This window comes from Streptomyces sp. NRRL S-340 (assembly GCF_000720185.1).
Classification (GTDB): domain Bacteria; phylum Actinomycetota; class Actinomycetes; order Streptomycetales; family Streptomycetaceae; genus Streptomyces.
Genome location: NZ_JOIY01000036.1, coordinates 77,764 through 95,105, shown reverse-complemented (window position 1 = coordinate 95,105; position 17,342 = coordinate 77,764). Strand labels below are relative to the sequence as shown.

Here is a 17,342-nt window from a genome sequence, read left to right as displayed (position 1 = left end):
TCCTACGTCAGTGTTCGCTGGCTGTCTCGGCGGGCGGTCGTCAGCCGACCGCGCCTTCCATCTGCAGCTCGATCAGCCGGTTCAGCTCCAGCGCGTACTCCATGGGGAGTTCCTTGGCGATCGGCTCGACGAAGCCGCGCACGATCATCGCCATCGCCTCGAACTCGGACAGACCGCGGCTCATCAGGTAGAAGAGCTGGTCCTCGGAGACCTTGGAGACGGTCGCCTCGTGGCCCATGGACACGTCGTCCTCGCGGACGTCCACGTAGGGGTAGGTGTCGGAGCGGGAGATGGTGTCGACGAGCAGCGCGTCGCACAGCACGTTGGACTTGGAGCCCGCGGCGCCCTCACCGATCTCGACCAGGCCGCGGTACGAGGTGCGGCCGCCGCCGCGCGCCACCGACTTGGAGACGATGTTGGAGGAGGTGTTCGGCGCCATGTGCACCATCTTGGAACCGGCGTCCTGGTGCTGGCCCTCGCCCGCGAAGGCGATGGAGAGGGTCTCGCCCTTGGCGTGCTCGCCCATCAGGTAGACGGCCGGGTACTTCATCGTCACCTTGGAGCCGATGTTGCCGTCGATCCACTCCATGGTCGCGCCCTCGTAGGCGACGGCGCGCTTGGTGACCAGGTTGTAGACGTTGTTCGACCAGTTCTGGATGGTCGTGTAGCGGCAGCGGGCGTTCTTCTTGACGATGATCTCGACGACCGCGGAGTGCAGGGAGTCCGACTTGTAGATCGGCGCCGTGCAGCCCTCGACGTAGTGCACGTAGGCACCCTCGTCGACGATGATCAGGGTCCGCTCGAACTGGCCCATGTTCTCCGTGTTGATGCGGAAGTAGGCCTGGAGCGGGATCTCGACGTGCACGCCCTTCGGCACGTAGATGAAGGAGCCGCCGGACCACACGGCGGTGTTCAGCGCGGCGAACTTGTTGTCACCGGCCGGGATGACCGTGCCGAAGTACTCCTTGAAGAGCTCCGGGTGCTCCTTCAGGGCGGTGTCGGTGTCCAGGAAGATGACGCCCTGCTCCTCCAGGTCCTCGCGGATCTGGTGGTAGACGACCTCCGACTCGTACTGGGCGGCCACGCCGGCGACCAGGCGCTGCTTCTCGGCCTCGGGGATGCCCAGCTTGTCGTAGGTGTTCTTGATGTCCTCGGGCAGGTCCTCCCAGGACTCCGCCTGCTTCTCCGTGGAGCGCACGAAGTACTTGATGTTGTCGAAGTCGATCCCCGACAGGTCCGAGCCCCAGTTCGGCATGGGCTTCTTCTCGAAGAGCTTCAGGCCCTTGAGGCGGAGCTTGGTCATCCACTCCGGCTCGGACTTCTTCGTGGAGATGTCCTTGACGACGTCCTCGTTCAGACCGCGCCGCGCGGAGGCGCCGGCCTCGTCGGAGTCGGCCCAGCCGTATTCGTACTTGCCCAGGCCCTCGAGTTCGGGGTGGGCAGTCTCCGTGGGGAGAGTCATGCGGGGTTCCTCCCGGCCGTGCTTGCGGATGCGTTGTCTGTCTGGGAAATCCTGGGGATGAACGTCGTGCAGACGCCGTCGCCGTGGGCGATGGTCGCCAGTCGCTGGACGTGGGTACCCAGCAGCTCGGCGAAGATCTCCGTCTCCGCCTCGCACAGCTGGGGGAACTGTTCCGCGACGTGGGCGACCGGACAGTGGTGCTGGCAGAGCTGCTCGCCGACCGGTGCGCTGCGCGCCGTAGCAGCGTACCCGTCCTGGCTCAGGGCCTTGGCGAGCGCTTCGGCGCGTTCACCGGGACCCGCCGCCTCGACCGCCCGGCGGTAGGCGCGCGCCTGAGCGGCGATGCGGGCCCGGGCGAAGGCGGTGACCGCCTCCTGGCCGCCCTCGCGCTCGGCGATCCAGCGCATGGCGTCCGCGGCGAGCTTGTCGTACGACTGGTCGAAGGCGTCCCGGCCGCAGTCGGTGAGCGCGAAGACCTTGGCGGGCCGGCCGCGCGTCCGCGCGCCGTACACCCGCCGCTCGCGTGCCTCCACGACGTCGTCGGCGACCAGCGCGTCCAGGTGGCGCCGCACGGCCGCCTGGGTGAGCCCCAGCCTGCCGGCCAGCTCGGCGACGGTCGAGGGACCGTGGTCCAGGATGGACCGCGCGACCCGGTTGCGCGTGGAGCGCTCCCCGGTCGCGAACTCCTCCTGCGGGGGCCCCGTGGGGGTCTCCCGAGCCTCGCCGACGTTTTTCACAACGCCATTGTTGCGTAATTCCTCGGACCCTGACAAGCGCCGCCGGTCAGGGCGGCCGGTGCCCTGCGTCACTTAGGCAAACCTAATCCGACCTGCGGAAACGATCTGTGATCGATCAAACGGGTGGCGGCTTCCCGCCCGGTGCGCCAGACTCCCCGGCCATGCCCACACCCCCGCCGACCGGCCCTCTTGTGACCCGCGACACGGTCGCCGCCGCCCTGCGCGCCCTCGGGGTGAGGCCGGGCGGGATCCTTCTGGCCCACACCTCCCTGAAGTCCCTCGGCTGGGTCTGCGGCGGCCCGGTCGCCGTCGTCCGGGGACTGCTCGACGCCCTCGGCCCGGACGGCACCCTCGTCGTCCCCGCCCACAGCGGCGACCTCTCCGACCCGGCCCTGTGGGGCAACCCGCCGGTGCCCGAGGAGTGGTGGGACACCATCCGGGCCACCCTGCCCGCCTACGACCCCGCCACGACGCCCACCTGCGGCGTAGGCATCGTCCCCGAGACGGTCCGGACCTGGCCGGGCGCCCTGCGCAGCGCCCACCCCCAGACGTCGTTCGCGGCGATCGGCCCCCGCGCGCGGGAGATCACCGACGGTCACGCCACCGACTGCCGGCTGGGCGAGCGGAGTCCCCTGGCCCGGCTGGAGGCCGCCGGCGCCCGCGTGCTCCTGCTCGGCGCCGGATACGACACCTGCACCTGCTTCCACCTCGCCGAGTACCGCATCCCCGCGCCGCGCGTGCGGGAGGGCAGGCCCGGACCGCACGGCTGGGAGACCGTGACCGAGGTGTCGATCACCTCCGAACGGTTCGGCGAACTCGGGCACGACTTCGAACGGGACCGGCCCGTCGCCACCGGAAAGGTCGGCGCGGCCGACGCCCGGCTCTTCCCCGTGGCCGACGCGGTCGCCTACGCCGAACGCTGGCTCGCCCTGCACCGTCCCCGTGAGGAGGACATCGCGCACCCGCCCGCCTGAAGCGCCCGGCGCGTCCCTAGACTCTGGACCCATGCGAAGTGAGCCAGTGGTCCAGGTGCAGTCCCTGGTGAAGCGGTACGGCACCAAGACCGCGGTGGACGGCCTCGACCTGGTGGCCCGGGCGGGTGTGACCGCCGTCCTCGGTCCCAACGGCGCCGGCAAGACGACCACGGTCGAGGCCTGCGAGGGGTACCGGAAGCCGGACTCCGGCACGGTGCGCGTCCTGGGCCTCGACCCGGTCGGACAGTCCGCCGCGCTGCGCCCCCGCATCGGCGTGATGCTCCAGTCCGGCGGCGTCTACTCCGGGGCCAGGGCCGACGAGATGCTCCGGCACGTCGCCAGGCTGCACGCCCACCCCCTGGACGTGGACGCCCTGATCGAGCGGCTGGGGCTGGGCGGCTGCGGGCGGACCAGCTACCGCCGCCTCTCCGGCGGCCAGCAGCAGCGCCTCGCGCTCGCCATGGCCGTCGTCGGCCGCCCCGAGCTGGTCTTCCTCGACGAACCGACCGCCGGCCTCGACCCGCAGGCCCGCCGGGCCACCTGGGACCTGGTGCGCGACCTGCGCGCCGACGGGGTGTCCGTGATCCTCACCACCCACCACATGGACGAGGCCGAACAACTCGCCGACGACGTCGCGATCATCGACGCCGGCCGGGTCATCGCGCAGGGCTCCCCGGAGGAGCTGTGCCGCGGCGGCGCGGAGAACACCCTGCGCTTCAGCGGCCGCCCCGGCCTCGACGTCGCCTCCCTGCTCAAGGCCCTGCCCCCCGAGTCCTCCGCCGCCGAGCTGACGCCCGGCGCGTACCGGGTGGTCGGCGAGATCGACCCGCAACTGCTCGCCACGGTGACGTCCTGGTGCGCGCAGCACGGGGTGATGCCCGACCGGATCTCCGTGGAGCGGCACACACTCGAGGACGTCTTTCTGGAGCTGACCGGCAAGGAGCTGCGTTCATGATTCCGTCCCGCACCGAGGCCGGCCGGGGGTCCGGGGGTCGCCCCCCGGGAGAACACAGCCTGGAGCTGACCGGCAAGGAGCTGCGTTCATGATTCCGTCCCGCACCGAGGCCGGCCGGGGGCCCGGGGGTCGCCCCCCGGGAGAACACAGCCTGGAGCCGACCGGCAAGGAGCTGCGCTCGTGACCACCGCCACCGGCTCACCGACGGGCACGTACACGCCCGATCCCGGCGCCGCCCCGCTGACCCGCATGATCGCGGCACAGGCGGCGCTGGAGACGAAGATGCTGCTGCGCAACGGCGAGCAGCTGCTGCTCACCGTCGTCATCCCGGCCCTGCTGCTGGCGCTGTTCAGTTCCGTGGACATCGTGGACACCGGCGCGGGCAAGGCCGTGGACTTCCTCACACCCGGCGTCCTGGCACTCGCCGTCATGTCGACGGCGTTCACCGGGCAGGCCATCGCCACCGGCTTCGAGCGCCGCTACGGCGTCCTGAAGCGGCTGGCCTCCTCCCCGCTGCCGCGCTGGGCCCTGATGACCGCCAAGACGGTGTCCGTGCTGGTCACCGAGGTGCTCCAGGTGATCCTGCTGACCGTGATCGCCTTCGCGCTCGGCTGGTCCCCGCACGGCGACCCGCTCGCCGTGCTGGTACTGCTGGTGCTCGGCACGGCCGCGTTCTCCGGGCTCGGCCTGCTGATGGCCGGCACGCTCAAGGCCGAGGCGACCCTGGCCGCCGCCAACCTGGTCTTCCTGCTGCTGCTCGTCGGCGGCGGCGTGATCGTGCCGCTGGACAAGTTCCCCGCCGGCGCCCAGGACGTGCTGGGCCTGCTGCCGATCTCGGCCCTGTCCGACGGGCTGCGGGACGTGCTCCAGCACGGCGCCGCGATGCCCTGGGGCGACGCCGGGATCCTCGCCGTCTGGGCGGTGGTGGCCCTGGCCGCCGCCGGGAAGTTCTTCCGCTGGGAGTAGGGACCGCAGACCCCCATGGACCCTCGTGAGACGGACCCTCGTGAAAGTGTGCACAAGCGGCGGCCTACGATGGAACGCGTGCCGAACCTGACCCGCGACGACGCCGTATCCGCCGTGCGCAACCCGCTCGCCTTCATCGCCGAACGCTGGACCCCGCAGCCCAGGACCGTCCAGCGGGCGGCCATGGCCGCGCTCGTCATGGCGGTGATCATCGTCGTCACCGGCGGCGCCGTGCGGCTGACCGGCTCGGGCCTGGGCTGCCCCACCTGGCCGACCTGCACCGACGACTCGCTGACCACGACCCGTGCGATGGGCTTCCACGGCGTCATCGAGTTCGGCAACCGCATGCTGACGTACGTGCTGTGCGCCGCCGTCGGCTGGGCCGTCGTCGCCGCCCGCGCGCAGAAGCCCTGGCGGCGCGGCCTGACCCGGCTGGGCTGGGCTCAGTTCTGGGTCGTCATGGGCAACGCGGTGCTCGGCGGCATCGTCGTCCTCGTGGGGCTGAACCCCTACACCGTCGCGGCGCACTTCCTGCTCACCACGGCGCTGATCGCGGTCGCCACCGTGATGTGGCAGCGCACCCGTGAGGGTGACGGGCAGCCGCGTCCGCTGGTCGGCAAGGCGGTGCAGCAGCTGGTGTGGTTCCTGGTCGTCGCGAGCGTGCTGCTGATCGCGGCGGGCACGGTGGTGACCGGGGCGGGTCCGCACGCGGGCGACTCCGCGGAGGTCGACCGCATCCCGCTCGACTGGGAGACGGTCGCCAAGGCGCACGCGGTGCTGGCCTGGATCGTGGTGACGCTGACGTTCGCCCTGTGGTTCGTCCTCAAGGCCGTGGACGCGCCCAAGGGACCGCTGCACCGCACGCGGGACCTGTTCCTGGTCCTGCTCGCCCAGGGCGTCATCGGTTACGTGCAGTACTTCACGCACCTGCCGGAGGTCCTGGTGGCCCTGCACATGCTGGGGTCCTGCCTGATGTGGATCGGTGTGCTGCGGGTGCTGCTGTCGCTGCGCGAGCGGCCGGAGACGGTGAGCGGCGGGCTGCCGGAGGCGTCCGTGGAGACGGCCTCGCTGACGAAGGCGTGACGCCGCCGGGCCGCGTCGCAGCGGCCCGCCCCCAGGGCGCCTGCGGGCAACGGCGCCCGCGGACAGGGCGCCCTCGCACAGTGCCCCGCGCAGGGGCGCCCGCGGGTTCCGGAAGCCGGCGGGGTCACCCCAGCCCGTACACCCGCCGTGCGTTGCCCGCCGCGACCATCCGTGCCACCCGCCGCGCGTCCTGCGCCGACCAGGCGCCCTCCGCGACCCAGGCGCCGAGCACCCGTTCCAGCGCCTCACGGAACAGCCGGGCCCCCACCAGGTGCAGCTCGGGCAGACCGCCGGCGCCGCTGGAGAAGAGCACCTTGCCGAAGGGGGCCAGCTCCAGGACCTCGGCGAGCACCGTGGCGGCCCGTGCGCCGGTGCGCGCCGGCGCGGCGCCCGAGTCGGTGTACACGTGCGGGAAGACCGCGGCGAGGTGCGCGGCGTTGCGGTGGTACGGGTAGCCGTGCAGCAGGACCAGGTCCGTGCCCAGGCCCGCGGTCGCGCGGACGAAGTCCGTCAGCAGCACCGGGTCCGTGCGGTCGGCGCGTCCGCCCGGCCCGGCAGGCCCGGCGTGCAGCTGGAGCGGCCGCCCGGAGGCCACCGCGGTCCACAGCAGGTGGCGCAGCAGCACCGGATCGCTCAGCTCCCCGCCGACCTCCCGCCGGGCCAGCCAGCGTCCCGCGGCGCCGCGCACCTGACTGGGCCCCGGCGGCTCGGGCGCGAGCGCCAGGCCGTGCCGCAGGCCCGCCACGGAGGTGAAGGCGACCGCCTGGGCCGCCGCGCCGTGCACCGACTCGGCGAGGTTCGCCAGGAAGGACCCGACGGTTCCCGAGGTGTCGGCGACCTGCTCGGCGAGGAGTTCCAGGCGGACGACCTCGTGGGCGGCGGCGGCCCCCGCCGAGGCCATCTCGCCCGGCCCCGTGAGGTCGCCGGGGAGCCCGGTGTCCACCAGGTAGGCGGTGACGCCGCTGCCGCGCAGCAGTCTGCGGCCGGCCTCCAGGACGCCCAGCTCGCGGCGCCGGGCGAGGTAGCGCGCGGGCGGGCAGTGCGGTTCCAGGCCGAGCAGCGGGGGGCACCAGCGGCGTACGGCGAAACCGGTCTGGGTGTCGAAGAGGGTGGTCCCCGGGGCGGGCGGGCCCTCGGTGCGCGCCAGCTGGGCCTCGAAGGTGCCGAGGCCCAGTTCCGTTCGCAGGACGCCGTGGCAGTGCTGGTCCACGAGGGACGGCGTTTCGATCATCCGGTCTCCCCCGGCTGGACCACATCCTCCGTAAGGTCCTAACGGGTGAACCGGCTCTCAGGTGTTGCCCGCCCCGCGGCTTTGTTCAGCCGTTGGCCGGGCCGCCGAGCTGGATGCCGGCCATCCGCTTCCACTCGTACGGACCCGTCCGCACCTTGGCGGCGAACTCGCCGTCGAAGGACTCGTGGACGGTGATCCCGGACTCGCGCACGGCCTGCTCGGCGATGGCGTAGGTGGGGGCCACGACGTCGCCCCAGGTGCCGTCCTCGCCGACGAGGACGATCCGGGCGCCGCGCTGTCCGATGTACGCGACCTGTCCCTCGGCCCCGCCGTGCGCCTTGGCGAAGGAGCCGATCCGCTGGGCGAGGCGGGCCGCCTTGCGCTGGGCCTTGGGGTCAACCTGCTGCGTGTCTGCCATGGCCAGGATGCTACCGACGGGTAGACCGGACGGCGACGGGCGGGGTACGTGGCCTTGACCACGTGCCCCGCCCGTGGCGGACGTCAGGGGATGTCAGCGCAGGAAGGGGTCCACCGCCACCGCGACGAAGAGGATCGACACGTAGGTGATCGACCAGTGGAACAGGCGCATCTCCTTCAGCTTCGCGCCGGTCACCTCGGCCTTGGCGCGGTTCTGCAGCCCGTGCGCCTCCCACAGCCAGAAGCCGCCGGCCAGCAGGGCGACCACCGTGTAGAACCAGCCCGTGTAGCCGAGCGGGGTCAGCAGCAGCGAGACGACGACCATCACCCAGCTGTAGATGACGATCTGCCGGGCGACCACCTTGTTGGAGGCGATCACCGGGAGCATCGGCACGCCCACGCGCGCGTAGTCGTCCTTGACCTTCATGGACAGCGGCCAGTAGTGCGGCGGCGTCCAGAAGAACATGACGAGGAAGAGGATGACGGGCGCCCACGACATGGAGTTCGTGACCGAGGACCAGCCGATGAGCACCGGCAGGCAGCCGGCGATGCCGCCCCACACGATGTTCTGCGACGTGCGCCGCTTGAGGATCATCGTGTAGACGACGACGTAGAAGAGGAGCGCTCCGAGCGACAGCCACGCCGACAGCCAGTTGACGGTGAGACCGAACAGCAGTGTCGAGACGACCGCCAGGGTGATGCCGAAGGCGAGGCACTCGCGCGGGCTGACCATCCCGGTGACCAGCGGGCGCTGCGAGGTGCGGTCCATGAGCGCGTCGATGTCACGGTCGATGTACATGTTCAGCGCGTTGGCGCCGCCCGCGGACAGGTAGCCGCCGACGCAGGTGAGCAGCACCAGTTTCAGGTTGGGCACACCCTGCTGCGCCAGGAACATCACCGGAACGGTGGTGATGAGCAGCAGCTCGATGATCCGCGGCTTGGTCAGTGCCACGAACGCCTTGACACGGGCCCCGAACGACCGGTTGCTCGGGCTCTGACCTGCACCGAGTACTCCCTCCCCCAGGGCCTTAAGGGCCTGGGAGGGACCCCCAGGACGGGATTCGACGGCCGTCACGCACACCCCTGACAGAGACTCCCAGCGAGCCCCGCCCCTGTGAACAAGGGGTAAAGACTCGCGCGTACCACGCCACTGTAGACGTTGCCCAGACCCGGACATTCGCGGGGGTGGGTCGTGTTGGCGCCGCCCGCCCGGCAGCCGCCGGGCGGCGGTCGCGGGGGCCCGCCGGCGCGGGCATCCGGAAATGGGTTTCCGACGGGCGCGCGACGGCTCGAATGAGCGATCGGATGAGCGCCCCCGTATTCACTTGCCGAATAGGGGAAGGAGCCGTCGGGAGGCGGATTTCCCGGAGTCCCGGCAGTCTTGAATGACTCGAAAAAACGCACGTCTTTACGGGGGTAGGCTCAACAGCGGCCGGCCGGCGCCAGAACGCCGGCAGCCGGTGCCCGGACACGCGCACCGGCATCCGACATGTGGAGAGGAGCCCTGAACCAGGGTGAGCACCAAGCCGACCACCACAGACCTCGAGTGGACCGAGTTGGACCAGCGTGCGGTGGACACCGCGCGCGTCCTGGCCGCCGATGCCGTACAGAAGGTCGGCAACGGCCATCCGGGTACGGCGATGAGCCTGGCTCCTGCCGCCTACACCCTGTTCCAGAAGGTGATGCGGCACGACCCCGCCGACCCGCAGTGGGTGGGCCGCGACCGCTTCGTGCTGTCCGCCGGTCATTCCTCCCTGACCCTCTACACCCAGCTGTACCTGGCCGGGTTCGGCCTGGAGCTGGAGGACCTGGAGTCCTTCCGCACCTGGGGCTCCAAGACCCCGGGCCACCCGGAGTACGGGCACACGGCCGGTGTGGAGACGACGACCGGTCCGCTGGGCCAGGGCGTGGCCAACGCCGTGGGCATGGCGATGGCGTCCCGCTACGAGCGCGGCCTGTTCGACCCGGAGGCCCCCGCCGGCGAGTCCCCCTTCGACCACTTCATCTACTGCATCGCCGGTGACGGCTGCCTCCAGGAGGGCATCTCCGCCGAGGCGTCCTCGATGGCCGGCCACCAGAAGCTCGGCAACCTGATCCTGCTGTGGGACGACAACCACATCTCGATCGAGGGCGACACGGAGACGGCCGTCTCCGAGGACACCGTCAAGCGGTACGAGGCCTACGGCTGGCACGTGCAGCGCGTGGAGCCCAAGGCCGACGGCGACCTGGACCCGCAGGCCATCTACGCGGCGATCCAGGAGGCCAAGGCGGTCACCGACCGGCCGTCCTTCATCGCGATGCGCTCGATCATCGCCTGGCCGGCCCCGCACGCGCAGAACACCGAGGCCGCGCACGGCTCGGCGCTGGGCGAGGACGAGGTCGCCGCCACCAAGCGCGTCCTGGGCTTCGACCCCGACAAGCACTTCGACGTCTCCGACGAGGTCATCGGCCACACCCGCCGGGCGCTGGAGCGCGGCCGGCAGGCGAAGGCCACCTGGGAGAAGTCCTTCCAGGCCTGGCGCGAGGCGAACGCGGAGCGGGCCGCCGAGTTCGACCGCATCGCCGCCGCCGAGCTGCCGGCCGGCTGGGCCGAGAAGGTCCCGGTCTTCGAGGCGGGCAAGAGCGTGGCCACCCGTGCGGCCTCCGGCAAGGTGCTCCAGGCTCTCGGCGAGGTGCTGCCCGAGCTGTGGGGCGGCTCCGCCGACCTGGCCGGCTCGAACAACACCACGATCGACAAGACGTCGTCGTTCCTGCCCGAGGGCAACCCGCTGCCCGAGGCGAGCCCCTACGGCCGCACGATCCACTTCGGCATCCGCGAGCACTCGATGGGCGCCGAGCTGAACGGCATGAGGACGGCCCCACCCACCAGCCGGTCGAGCACCTCGCCTCGCTGCGCGCCATCCCCGGCCTCAACGTGGTCCGCCCCGCCGACGCCAACGAGACCGCCATCGCCTGGACCGAGATCCAGCGCCGCTGGACCAAGGAGTTCGGCAAGGGCGCCCCGCACGGCCTCGCGCTGACCCGCCAGGGCGTGCCGACCTACGAGCCGAACGACGACACCGTGCGCGGCGGCTACGTCCTGTTCGAGGCCGAGGGCGGCGAGCCGCAGGTCATCCTGATCGCCACCGGCTCCGAGGTGCACGTGGCCGTGGAGGCCCGGGAGCAGCTCCAGGCCGACGGCGTTCCCACCCGCGTGGTGTCCATGCCGTGCGTCGAGTGGTTCGAGGAGCAGGACCAGGGGTACCGGGACAGCGTGCTGCCCCCGGCCGTGCGTGCCCGCGTCGCGGTCGAGGCCGGTGTCGCCCTGACCTGGCACAAGTACGTCGGGGACGCCGGACGCATTGTTTCCCTGGAGCACTTCGGTGCTTCCGCCGACGCCAAGGTGCTGTTCCGCGAATTCGGTTTCACCGCCGAGAACGTGGCCGCCAAGGCGCGGGAATCCCTCGCCGCCGCCCAGCGCTGACGCTCATATACGACACGTAGGAGATGCAATTTCCATGACAGACGCACTCAAGCGCCTCTCCGATGAAGGCGTCGCGATCTGGCTGGACGACCTGTCGCGCAAGCGGATCACGTCCGGCAACCTCGCCGAGCTGATCGACCAGCAGCACGTCGTGGGCGTCACCACCAACCCGACGATCTTCCAGAAGGCGATCTCGCAGGGCGACGGCTACGACCAGCAGGTGTCGGACCTCGCCGCCCGTCGGGTCACCGTCGAAGAGGCCATCCGCATGATCACCACGGCGGACGTCCGCGACGCCGCCGACATCCTGCGCCCGGTCTTCGACGCCACCGACGGCCAGGACGGCCGGGTCTCCATCGAGGTCGACCCCCGCCTGGCGCACAACACCAAGGCGACGGTCGCCGAGGCCCGCCAGCTGGCCTGGCTGGTGGACCGCCCCAACACGCTCATCAAGATCCCGGCCACCCGGGCGGGTCTGCCGGCCATCGCCGAGACCATCGGCAACGGGATCAGCGTCAACGTCACGCTGATCTTCTCCCTGGAGCGCTACCGCGCGGTCATGGACGCCTACCTGACCGGCCTGGAGAAGGCCAAGGAGCGCGGCCTGGACCTGTCCAAGATCCACTCGGTGGCGTCCTTCTTCGTCTCCCGCGTCGACACCGAGATCGACCGGCGCATCGACGAGATGGGCACCGACGAGGCCAAGGCCCTGCGCGGCAAGGCGGGCGTGGCCAACGCGCGCCTGGCCTACCAGGCCTACGAGGAGGTCTTCTCCTCCGACCGCTGGAACGCGCTGGAGAACGCGGGCGCGAACAAGCAGCGCCCGCTGTGGGCCTCCACCGGTGTGAAGGACAAGGCGTACAAGGACACCATGTACGTCGAGGAGCTGGTGGCGCCGAACACGGTGAACACCATGCCGGAGGCCACCCTGGAGGCCACCGAGGACCACGGCGAGATCCGTGGCGACGCCGTCCGCGGCACCTACGAGCAGGCCCGCGCGGACCTCGACGCGCTGGAGAGGATCGGCATCTCCTACGACGAGGTGGTCCAGGTCCTGGAGGACGAGGGCGTCGACAAGTTCGAGGGCTCCTGGAACGACCTGCTGAAGTCGACCGAGGCGGAGCTGGAGCGCCTCGCCCCCGCGGAGGGCTGACGCCTTGTCGCCTCTTTCCGGCACCGGGGCGAACCCGCTCCGTGACCCCGCCGACCGACGGCTCCCGCGTATCGCGGGGCCGTCGGGCCTGGTCATCTTCGGCGTGACGGGCGACCTGTCGCGCAAGAAGCTGATGCCCGCCGTCTACGACCTCGCCAACCGGGGGCTGCTGCCGCCGGGCTTCTCGCTGGTCGGCTTCGCCCGGCGCGACTGGGAGCACGAGGACTTCGCGCAGGTCGTGCACGACGCCGTCAAGGAGCACTCGCGCACACCGTTCCGCGAGGAGGTCTGGCAGCAGCTCAGCCAGGGCATGCGGTTCGTGCAGGGCACCTTCGACGACGACGAGGCGTTCGAACGGCTGCGCGGCACCATCGAGGAACTCGACAAGGCCCAGGGCACGGGCGGCAACTTCGCCTTCTACCTGTCGGTCCCGCCGAAGTCCTTCCCGGTCGTCATCCAGCAGCTGAAGAAGCACCAGCTGGCCGACCAGACGGGCGGCTCCTGGCGGCGCGCGGTCATCGAGAAGCCGTTCGGCCACGACCTGGAGTCGGCCGAGGAGCTGAACAAGGTCGTCCACGAGGTCTTCGCCCCGGACCAGGTCTTCCGCATCGACCACTACCTGGGCAAGGAGACCGTCCAGAACATCCTGGCGCTGCGCTTCGCCAACACCATGTTCGAGCCGATCTGGAACCGGTCCTTCGTGGACCACGTGCAGATCACCATGGCCGAGGACATCGGCATCGGCGGCCGGGCCGGCTACTACGACGGCATCGGCGCCGCCCGTGACGTCATCCAGAACCACCTGCTCCAGCTGATGGCGCTCACCGCGATGGAGGAGCCCGCCTCCTTCGGCGCGGACGCGCTGGCGGCGGAGAAGGAGAAGGTGCTCGGCGCCGTCCGGCTGCCCGGGGACCTCGGCTCGACGACCGTGCGCGGGCAGTACGCGGCCGGCTGGCAGGGCGGCGAGAAGGTCATCGGCTACCTCGAAGAGGACGGCATCGACAAGAAGTCGAAGACCGACACCTACGCGGCCGTCAAGCTGGAGATCGACAACCGCCGCTGGGCGGGCGTCCCCTTCTACCTGCGCACCGGCAAGCGGCTGGGCCGCCGGGTCACCGAGATCGCGGTGGTCTTCCAGCGCGCCCCGCACTCCCCCTTCGACACCACGGCCACCGAGGAGCTGGGCCAGAACGCGGTCGTCATCCGCGTCCAGCCCGACGAGGGCGTGACCGTGCGCTTCGGCTCGAAGGTGCCGGGCACGTCGATGGAGATCCGGGACGTCTCGATGGACTTCGCCTACGGCGAGTCCTTCACCGAGTCCAGCCCGGAGGCGTACGAGCGGCTCATCCTGGACGTGCTGCTCGGCGACTCCAACCTCTTCCCGCGCACGGAGGAGGTCGAGCTGTCCTGGAAGATCCTCGACCCGATCGAGGAGTACTGGGACACCCACGGCAGGCCCGCGCAGTACGCGTCCGGGACGTGGGGGCCGGCCGAGGCGGACGAGATGCTCGCACGAGACGGACGGAGCTGGCGCCGGCCATGAAGATAGACCTGACCGACACCACCGCCGGGAAGATCAACAAGGCGCTCGTGCAGGGCCGCCGGGCGATCGGCACGCCTGCCGTGGGCATGGTGCTCACCCTCGTCATCGTCACCGACGAGGAGAACGCCTACGACGCCCTCAAGGCCGCCGGCGACGCCTCCCGCGAACACCCCTCGCGCACCCTGGTCGTCATCCGGCGCGTCTCGCGCACCCTGCGCGACCGCACGGCCTCTCGGCTGGACGCCGAGGTACGGGTGGGCGCGGAGGCCGGCACCGGTGAGACGGTCGTCCTGCGGCTGTACGGCGAGGTCTGCGACCACGCCCAGTCCGTGGTGCTGCCGCTGCTGCTGCCGGACGCGCCGGTCGTCGTCTGGTGGCCGGTGAACGGCCCGCTGGCCCCGGCCGAGGACCCCCTCGGCGCGCTGGCGCAGCGCCGGGTCACCGACGCCTACGCCTGTGAGGACCCGGTGCGGGAACTGGCCGCGCGGGCCGAGGCGTACACCCCCGGCGACACGGATCTGGCGTGGACCCGGATCACGCCGTGGCGTTCCATGCTGGCCGCCGCGCTCGACCAGGTGACCTGCGAGGTCCGGTCGGTCGGGGTGGAGGGCGAGGAGTTCAACCCGAGCTGCGAGCTACTGGCGATGTGGCTCGCGGATCGGCTGGACGTGCCGGTGAAGCGCTCGCTGTCCTCCGGGCCCGGGCTGACCGCGGTCCGCATGGACACCACCTGCGGTCCGATCGAGCTGGGCCGGGCCGACGGCAGGCTGGCCACGCTCTCCGTCCAGGGGCAGCCGGAACGCGCGGTGGCCCTCAAGCGGCGGGAGACGGCCGAACTCATCGCGGAGGAACTGCGGCGGCTCGACCCGGACGACACCTACGCGTCGGCGCTGCGCTTCGGGGTGGAGCGGCTGAACGGCTCCGCGCCGCAGGTCACCGCCGGGGCGGCGGTCGCGGTGGCCGTCTCCGAGGAGGAGACGGCGAAGGCGCCCGCACGGCGCGCCGCCGCCAAGACCGCCCGCAAGGCCCCGACCCGGAAGGCGGCGTCGAAGTGAGCACTCCGCAGCTGGTCGTCCACCGTGACAAGGAGCTGATGGCGCAGGCCGCCGCGGCCCGGCTGATCACGAAGATCGTGGACGCTCAGGCCTCCACGGGCTCCGCGTCCGTGGTGCTGACCGGTGGCCGCAACGGCAACGGCGTGCTGGCCGCGCTGGCCGCGGCGCCCGCCCGGGACGCCGTCGACTGGGGCCGGCTCGACCTGTGGTGGGGTGACGAGCGGTTCCTGCCCGAGGGCGATCCCGAGCGCAACGTCACGCAGGCCAAGGAGGCCCTGCTGGACTCCGTCCCGCTGGATCCGAAGCGGGTGCACGTGATGCCCGCCTCGGACGGCCCGTGGGGTACGGACGTCGAGGCGGCGGCGGAGGCCTATGCCGAGGAGCTGGCCCGCGCGGCCGGCCCCGCCAACCACGGCTCGGTCCCCACCTTCGACGTGCTGATGCTGGGCGTCGGCCCGGACACGCACGTGGCGTCCCTGTTCCCGGAGCTTCCCGGAGTGCGGGAGACGGAGCGGACGGTCATCGGCGTGCACGGCTCGCCGAAGCCACCGCCCACCCGTGTCTCCCTCACCCTGCCCGCGATCCGCTCGGCCCGTGAGGTGTGGCTGCTCGCGGCGGGCGAGGACAAGGCGAACGCGGTGGCGATGGCGCTGTCCGGCGCGGGCGAGATCCAGGCCCCGGCGGCGGGCGCGTACGGCCGCGCGCGCACGCTGTGGCTGCTGGACACGGCGGCGGCGTCGCAGTTGCCGAGGTCGCTGTACCCGCCGGCGTCGGCCTGACCGGCGACGACGGATCGGCATCCGGGGGCGGCACGGGCAGGACGGCCCGTGCCGCCCCCGTCGTATGCGCTCGGCCGGACCGGCCCAGCACCCTCACGGCCGGGAGGGCGCCACGCATGCCTGGCCCCCGCCCGCTCAGCGGGTGTCCTGTGCGCCCGCCGCGCCGTCCCCGGCGGCGCCGCCGGGGAGGGGCTGCTCGCGCACGCGTATCAGCGCGGCGACGGACAGGACGAAGAACCCGGCCGTGAGCAGCGCCGGTGTGCCGGGGCCCCAGGCGGTGGCGACGGCACCGCCCAGCAGGGCGCCCAGCGGAGCCCCGGCGACGGCCAGGGTCCGGAAGGCGGCGCTGACCCGGCCCAGCATCGGGGCGGGGCTGCGCTGCTGCATCAGCGTGGTCGTGTTGACGTTCCACACCATGCCCATGAGGCCGAAGACGGCCATCGCCGCCACCAGAGCGGTCAGGCTGCGCACCGTGCCCATGACGGTGAGGGCCGCGATCTGCGTCGTTCCGGCCAGCAGTACGGCCCGCATCCGGCCGAGGCGGGCGACGATCGGGCCGTTGGCCGCTCCCCCGGCCAGACTGCCGACCGTGTAGGCGGTCATCGCGGCCGCGTACCCGCCGGGTCCGGCGTGCAGCCAGCGCGTCACCAGCACGACCAGGGCGGCGATGAGGGCGGCCATGCCGATGTTGCACAGGGCGGTGGCGGTGCACAGCCCTCTCAGGGCCCGGTCCCGCCCCAGCACGCGCAGACCGTCGGTGATCTCCCGGCGCAGGGTGCTGCCCGCCGGTCTCGGCCCGCGCTCGGGTGCCGCGGTGCGCAGCGAGGCCACGAGCGCCGCGGCCAGGACGAAGGTGACGGCGTCGGCGGCGAAGGGCGCGGCGGCGCCGGCGCCGAGCAGGGCGGGCACCACCGGGCCGCCCAGGAGGCCACCGGCGATGCGCTGCCCCGTCATCAGCCGGGCGTTGGCGCGGCCGAGCGCCGTCCGGTCCACCAGGGCGGGCAGCAGGGCCGTCGCCGCGTTGTCGAAGAGGGTCTGGAGCGTGGTGAGCGCGAAGGCCAGGGCGATGAGCAGGGCGATCGAGGCGTGCCCGAGGGCGACGGTCACGGCGAAACCACCCACCAGCAGGCCGCGTACCGCGTCCACCGTCCACATCGCGCGCCGCTGGTCCACCCGGTCGGCCACCGCTCCGCCCAGCAGCCCGAAGAGGATCCAGGGCAGATAGCCGCAGGCCGCGACGGAGGCGATGAGCAGGGGGTCAGTGGTCAGGGAGGCGGCGAGCAGGGGCAGCGCGGCCGTGCGCAGCGCGTCTCCGAAGCTGGAGAGCACGGCGGCGCTCCACAGCCGTCCGAAAGCCCCGCCCCACGCGGGCCGTGTCACGGCCTCGGCCGCGTCCAGCGTCGTCATCGCCGCCCCCCTCACGATTCGCCGATGCACAAACCGTAGAGGGCACCACTGACAATCGCCTCGGCGGTGGCCGGCCGGGGAGGGCGCGGCCTCGTCGCGAGTGCCGGGACGGCACCC

The 17,342-nt window shown here is 71.9% G+C and carries 14 protein-coding genes and 1 pseudogene; 9 read left to right on the top strand and 6 right to left on the bottom strand.

Features of this window, described 5'->3' with window-relative positions; translation table 11 throughout:
- Positions 1-40: 40 nt before the first annotated feature.
- Both sufB and IG64_RS26705 read right to left on the bottom strand, forming a co-directional pair.
- Positions 41-1,462, bottom strand: coding sequence for a Fe-S cluster assembly protein SufB (gene sufB / locus IG64_RS26710; RefSeq protein WP_037860796.1), 1,422 nt, complete (start codon positions 1,460-1,462; stop codon positions 41-43).
- Entirely contained in the window at positions 1,459-2,199 is a 741-nt protein-coding gene (locus IG64_RS26705) for a helix-turn-helix transcriptional regulator (RefSeq protein WP_037860795.1), read from the bottom strand. Before IG64_RS26705 ends, sufB begins: the two co-directional genes overlap by 4 nt.
- Before the next feature lie 161 nt (positions 2,200-2,360).
- Here IG64_RS26705 and IG64_RS26700 point away from each other — a divergent pair, with 161 nt between their 5' ends.
- From IG64_RS26700 to IG64_RS26685, 4 genes are all read left to right on the top strand, one after another.
- The gene (locus IG64_RS26700) at positions 2,361-3,173 is read left to right on the top strand and encodes an aminoglycoside N(3)-acetyltransferase (RefSeq protein WP_037860794.1); all 813 of its coding nucleotides are present in this window, start codon (positions 2,361-2,363) and stop codon (positions 3,171-3,173) included.
- A gap of 31 nt (positions 3,174-3,204) precedes the next feature.
- Positions 3,205-4,128 carry an ABC transporter ATP-binding protein gene (locus IG64_RS26695; RefSeq protein ID WP_078884235.1) on the top strand — a complete coding sequence of 308 codons (924 nt, stop codon included), beginning with the start codon at positions 3,205-3,207 and terminating at the stop codon, positions 4,126-4,128.
- Between the two features lie 249 nt (positions 4,129-4,377).
- Positions 4,378-5,094, top strand: a complete 717-nt coding sequence (locus IG64_RS26690; RefSeq protein WP_420709990.1) for an ABC transporter permease — start codon at positions 4,378-4,380, stop codon at positions 5,092-5,094.
- Between the two features lie 69 nt (positions 5,095-5,163).
- Positions 5,164-6,177 carry a COX15/CtaA family protein gene (locus IG64_RS26685; protein ID WP_037860788.1) on the top strand — a complete coding sequence of 338 codons (1,014 nt, stop codon included), beginning with the start codon at positions 5,164-5,166 and terminating at the stop codon, positions 6,175-6,177.
- Between the two features lie 124 nt (positions 6,178-6,301).
- Here the strand turns inward: IG64_RS26685 and IG64_RS26680 are convergent, their stop codons facing one another.
- The 3 genes from IG64_RS26680 to IG64_RS26670 all read right to left on the bottom strand — a co-directional run bounded on the left by IG64_RS26680 (position 6,302) and on the right by IG64_RS26670 (position 8,906).
- Entirely contained in the window at positions 6,302-7,408 is a 1,107-nt protein-coding gene (locus IG64_RS26680) for an amidohydrolase family protein (protein WP_037860787.1), read from the bottom strand.
- A gap of 85 nt (positions 7,409-7,493) precedes the next feature.
- The gene (locus IG64_RS26675) at positions 7,494-7,826 is read right to left on the bottom strand and encodes a hypothetical protein (protein ID WP_037860785.1); all 333 of its coding nucleotides are present in this window, start codon (positions 7,824-7,826) and stop codon (positions 7,494-7,496) included.
- 93 nt (positions 7,827-7,919) lie between these two features.
- Positions 7,920-8,906, bottom strand: coding sequence for a heme o synthase (locus tag IG64_RS26670; protein WP_078884234.1), 987 nt, complete (start codon positions 8,904-8,906; stop codon positions 7,920-7,922).
- Between the two features lie 433 nt (positions 8,907-9,339).
- Here IG64_RS26670 and IG64_RS26665 point away from each other — a divergent pair.
- The 5 genes and pseudogenes from IG64_RS26665 to pgl all read left to right on the top strand — a co-directional run bounded on the left by IG64_RS26665 (position 9,340) and on the right by pgl (position 15,818).
- Positions 9,340-11,288: pseudogene (locus IG64_RS26665) on the top strand (transketolase family protein).
- Positions 11,289-11,322: 34 nt separating this feature from the next.
- Entirely contained in the window at positions 11,323-12,441 is a 1,119-nt protein-coding gene (gene tal, locus IG64_RS26660; RefSeq protein WP_037860780.1) for a transaldolase, read from the top strand.
- A gap of 4 nt (positions 12,442-12,445) precedes the next feature.
- Entirely contained in the window at positions 12,446-13,984 is a 1,539-nt protein-coding gene (gene zwf / locus IG64_RS26655) for a glucose-6-phosphate dehydrogenase (protein ID WP_037860779.1), read from the top strand.
- On the top strand, positions 13,981-15,039 hold the full coding sequence (gene opcA / locus IG64_RS26650) for a glucose-6-phosphate dehydrogenase assembly protein OpcA (RefSeq protein WP_037860777.1): 1,059 nt from the start codon (positions 13,981-13,983) through the stop codon (positions 15,037-15,039). Before zwf ends, opcA begins: the two co-directional genes overlap by 4 nt.
- Positions 15,036-15,818: a 6-phosphogluconolactonase gene (gene pgl, locus IG64_RS26645; RefSeq protein ID WP_037860776.1), complete on the top strand. Its 783-nt coding sequence runs from the start codon at positions 15,036-15,038 to the stop codon at positions 15,816-15,818. Before opcA ends, pgl begins: the two co-directional genes overlap by 4 nt.
- Positions 15,819-15,953: 135 nt before the next feature.
- Here pgl and IG64_RS26640 read toward each other — a convergent pair whose 3' ends face one another.
- Positions 15,954-17,225 (bottom strand): MFS transporter, encoded by a 1,272-nt coding sequence (locus tag IG64_RS26640; RefSeq protein ID WP_037860774.1) that lies wholly within the window; start codon positions 17,223-17,225, stop codon positions 15,954-15,956.
- Positions 17,226-17,342: the final 117 nt, after the last annotated feature.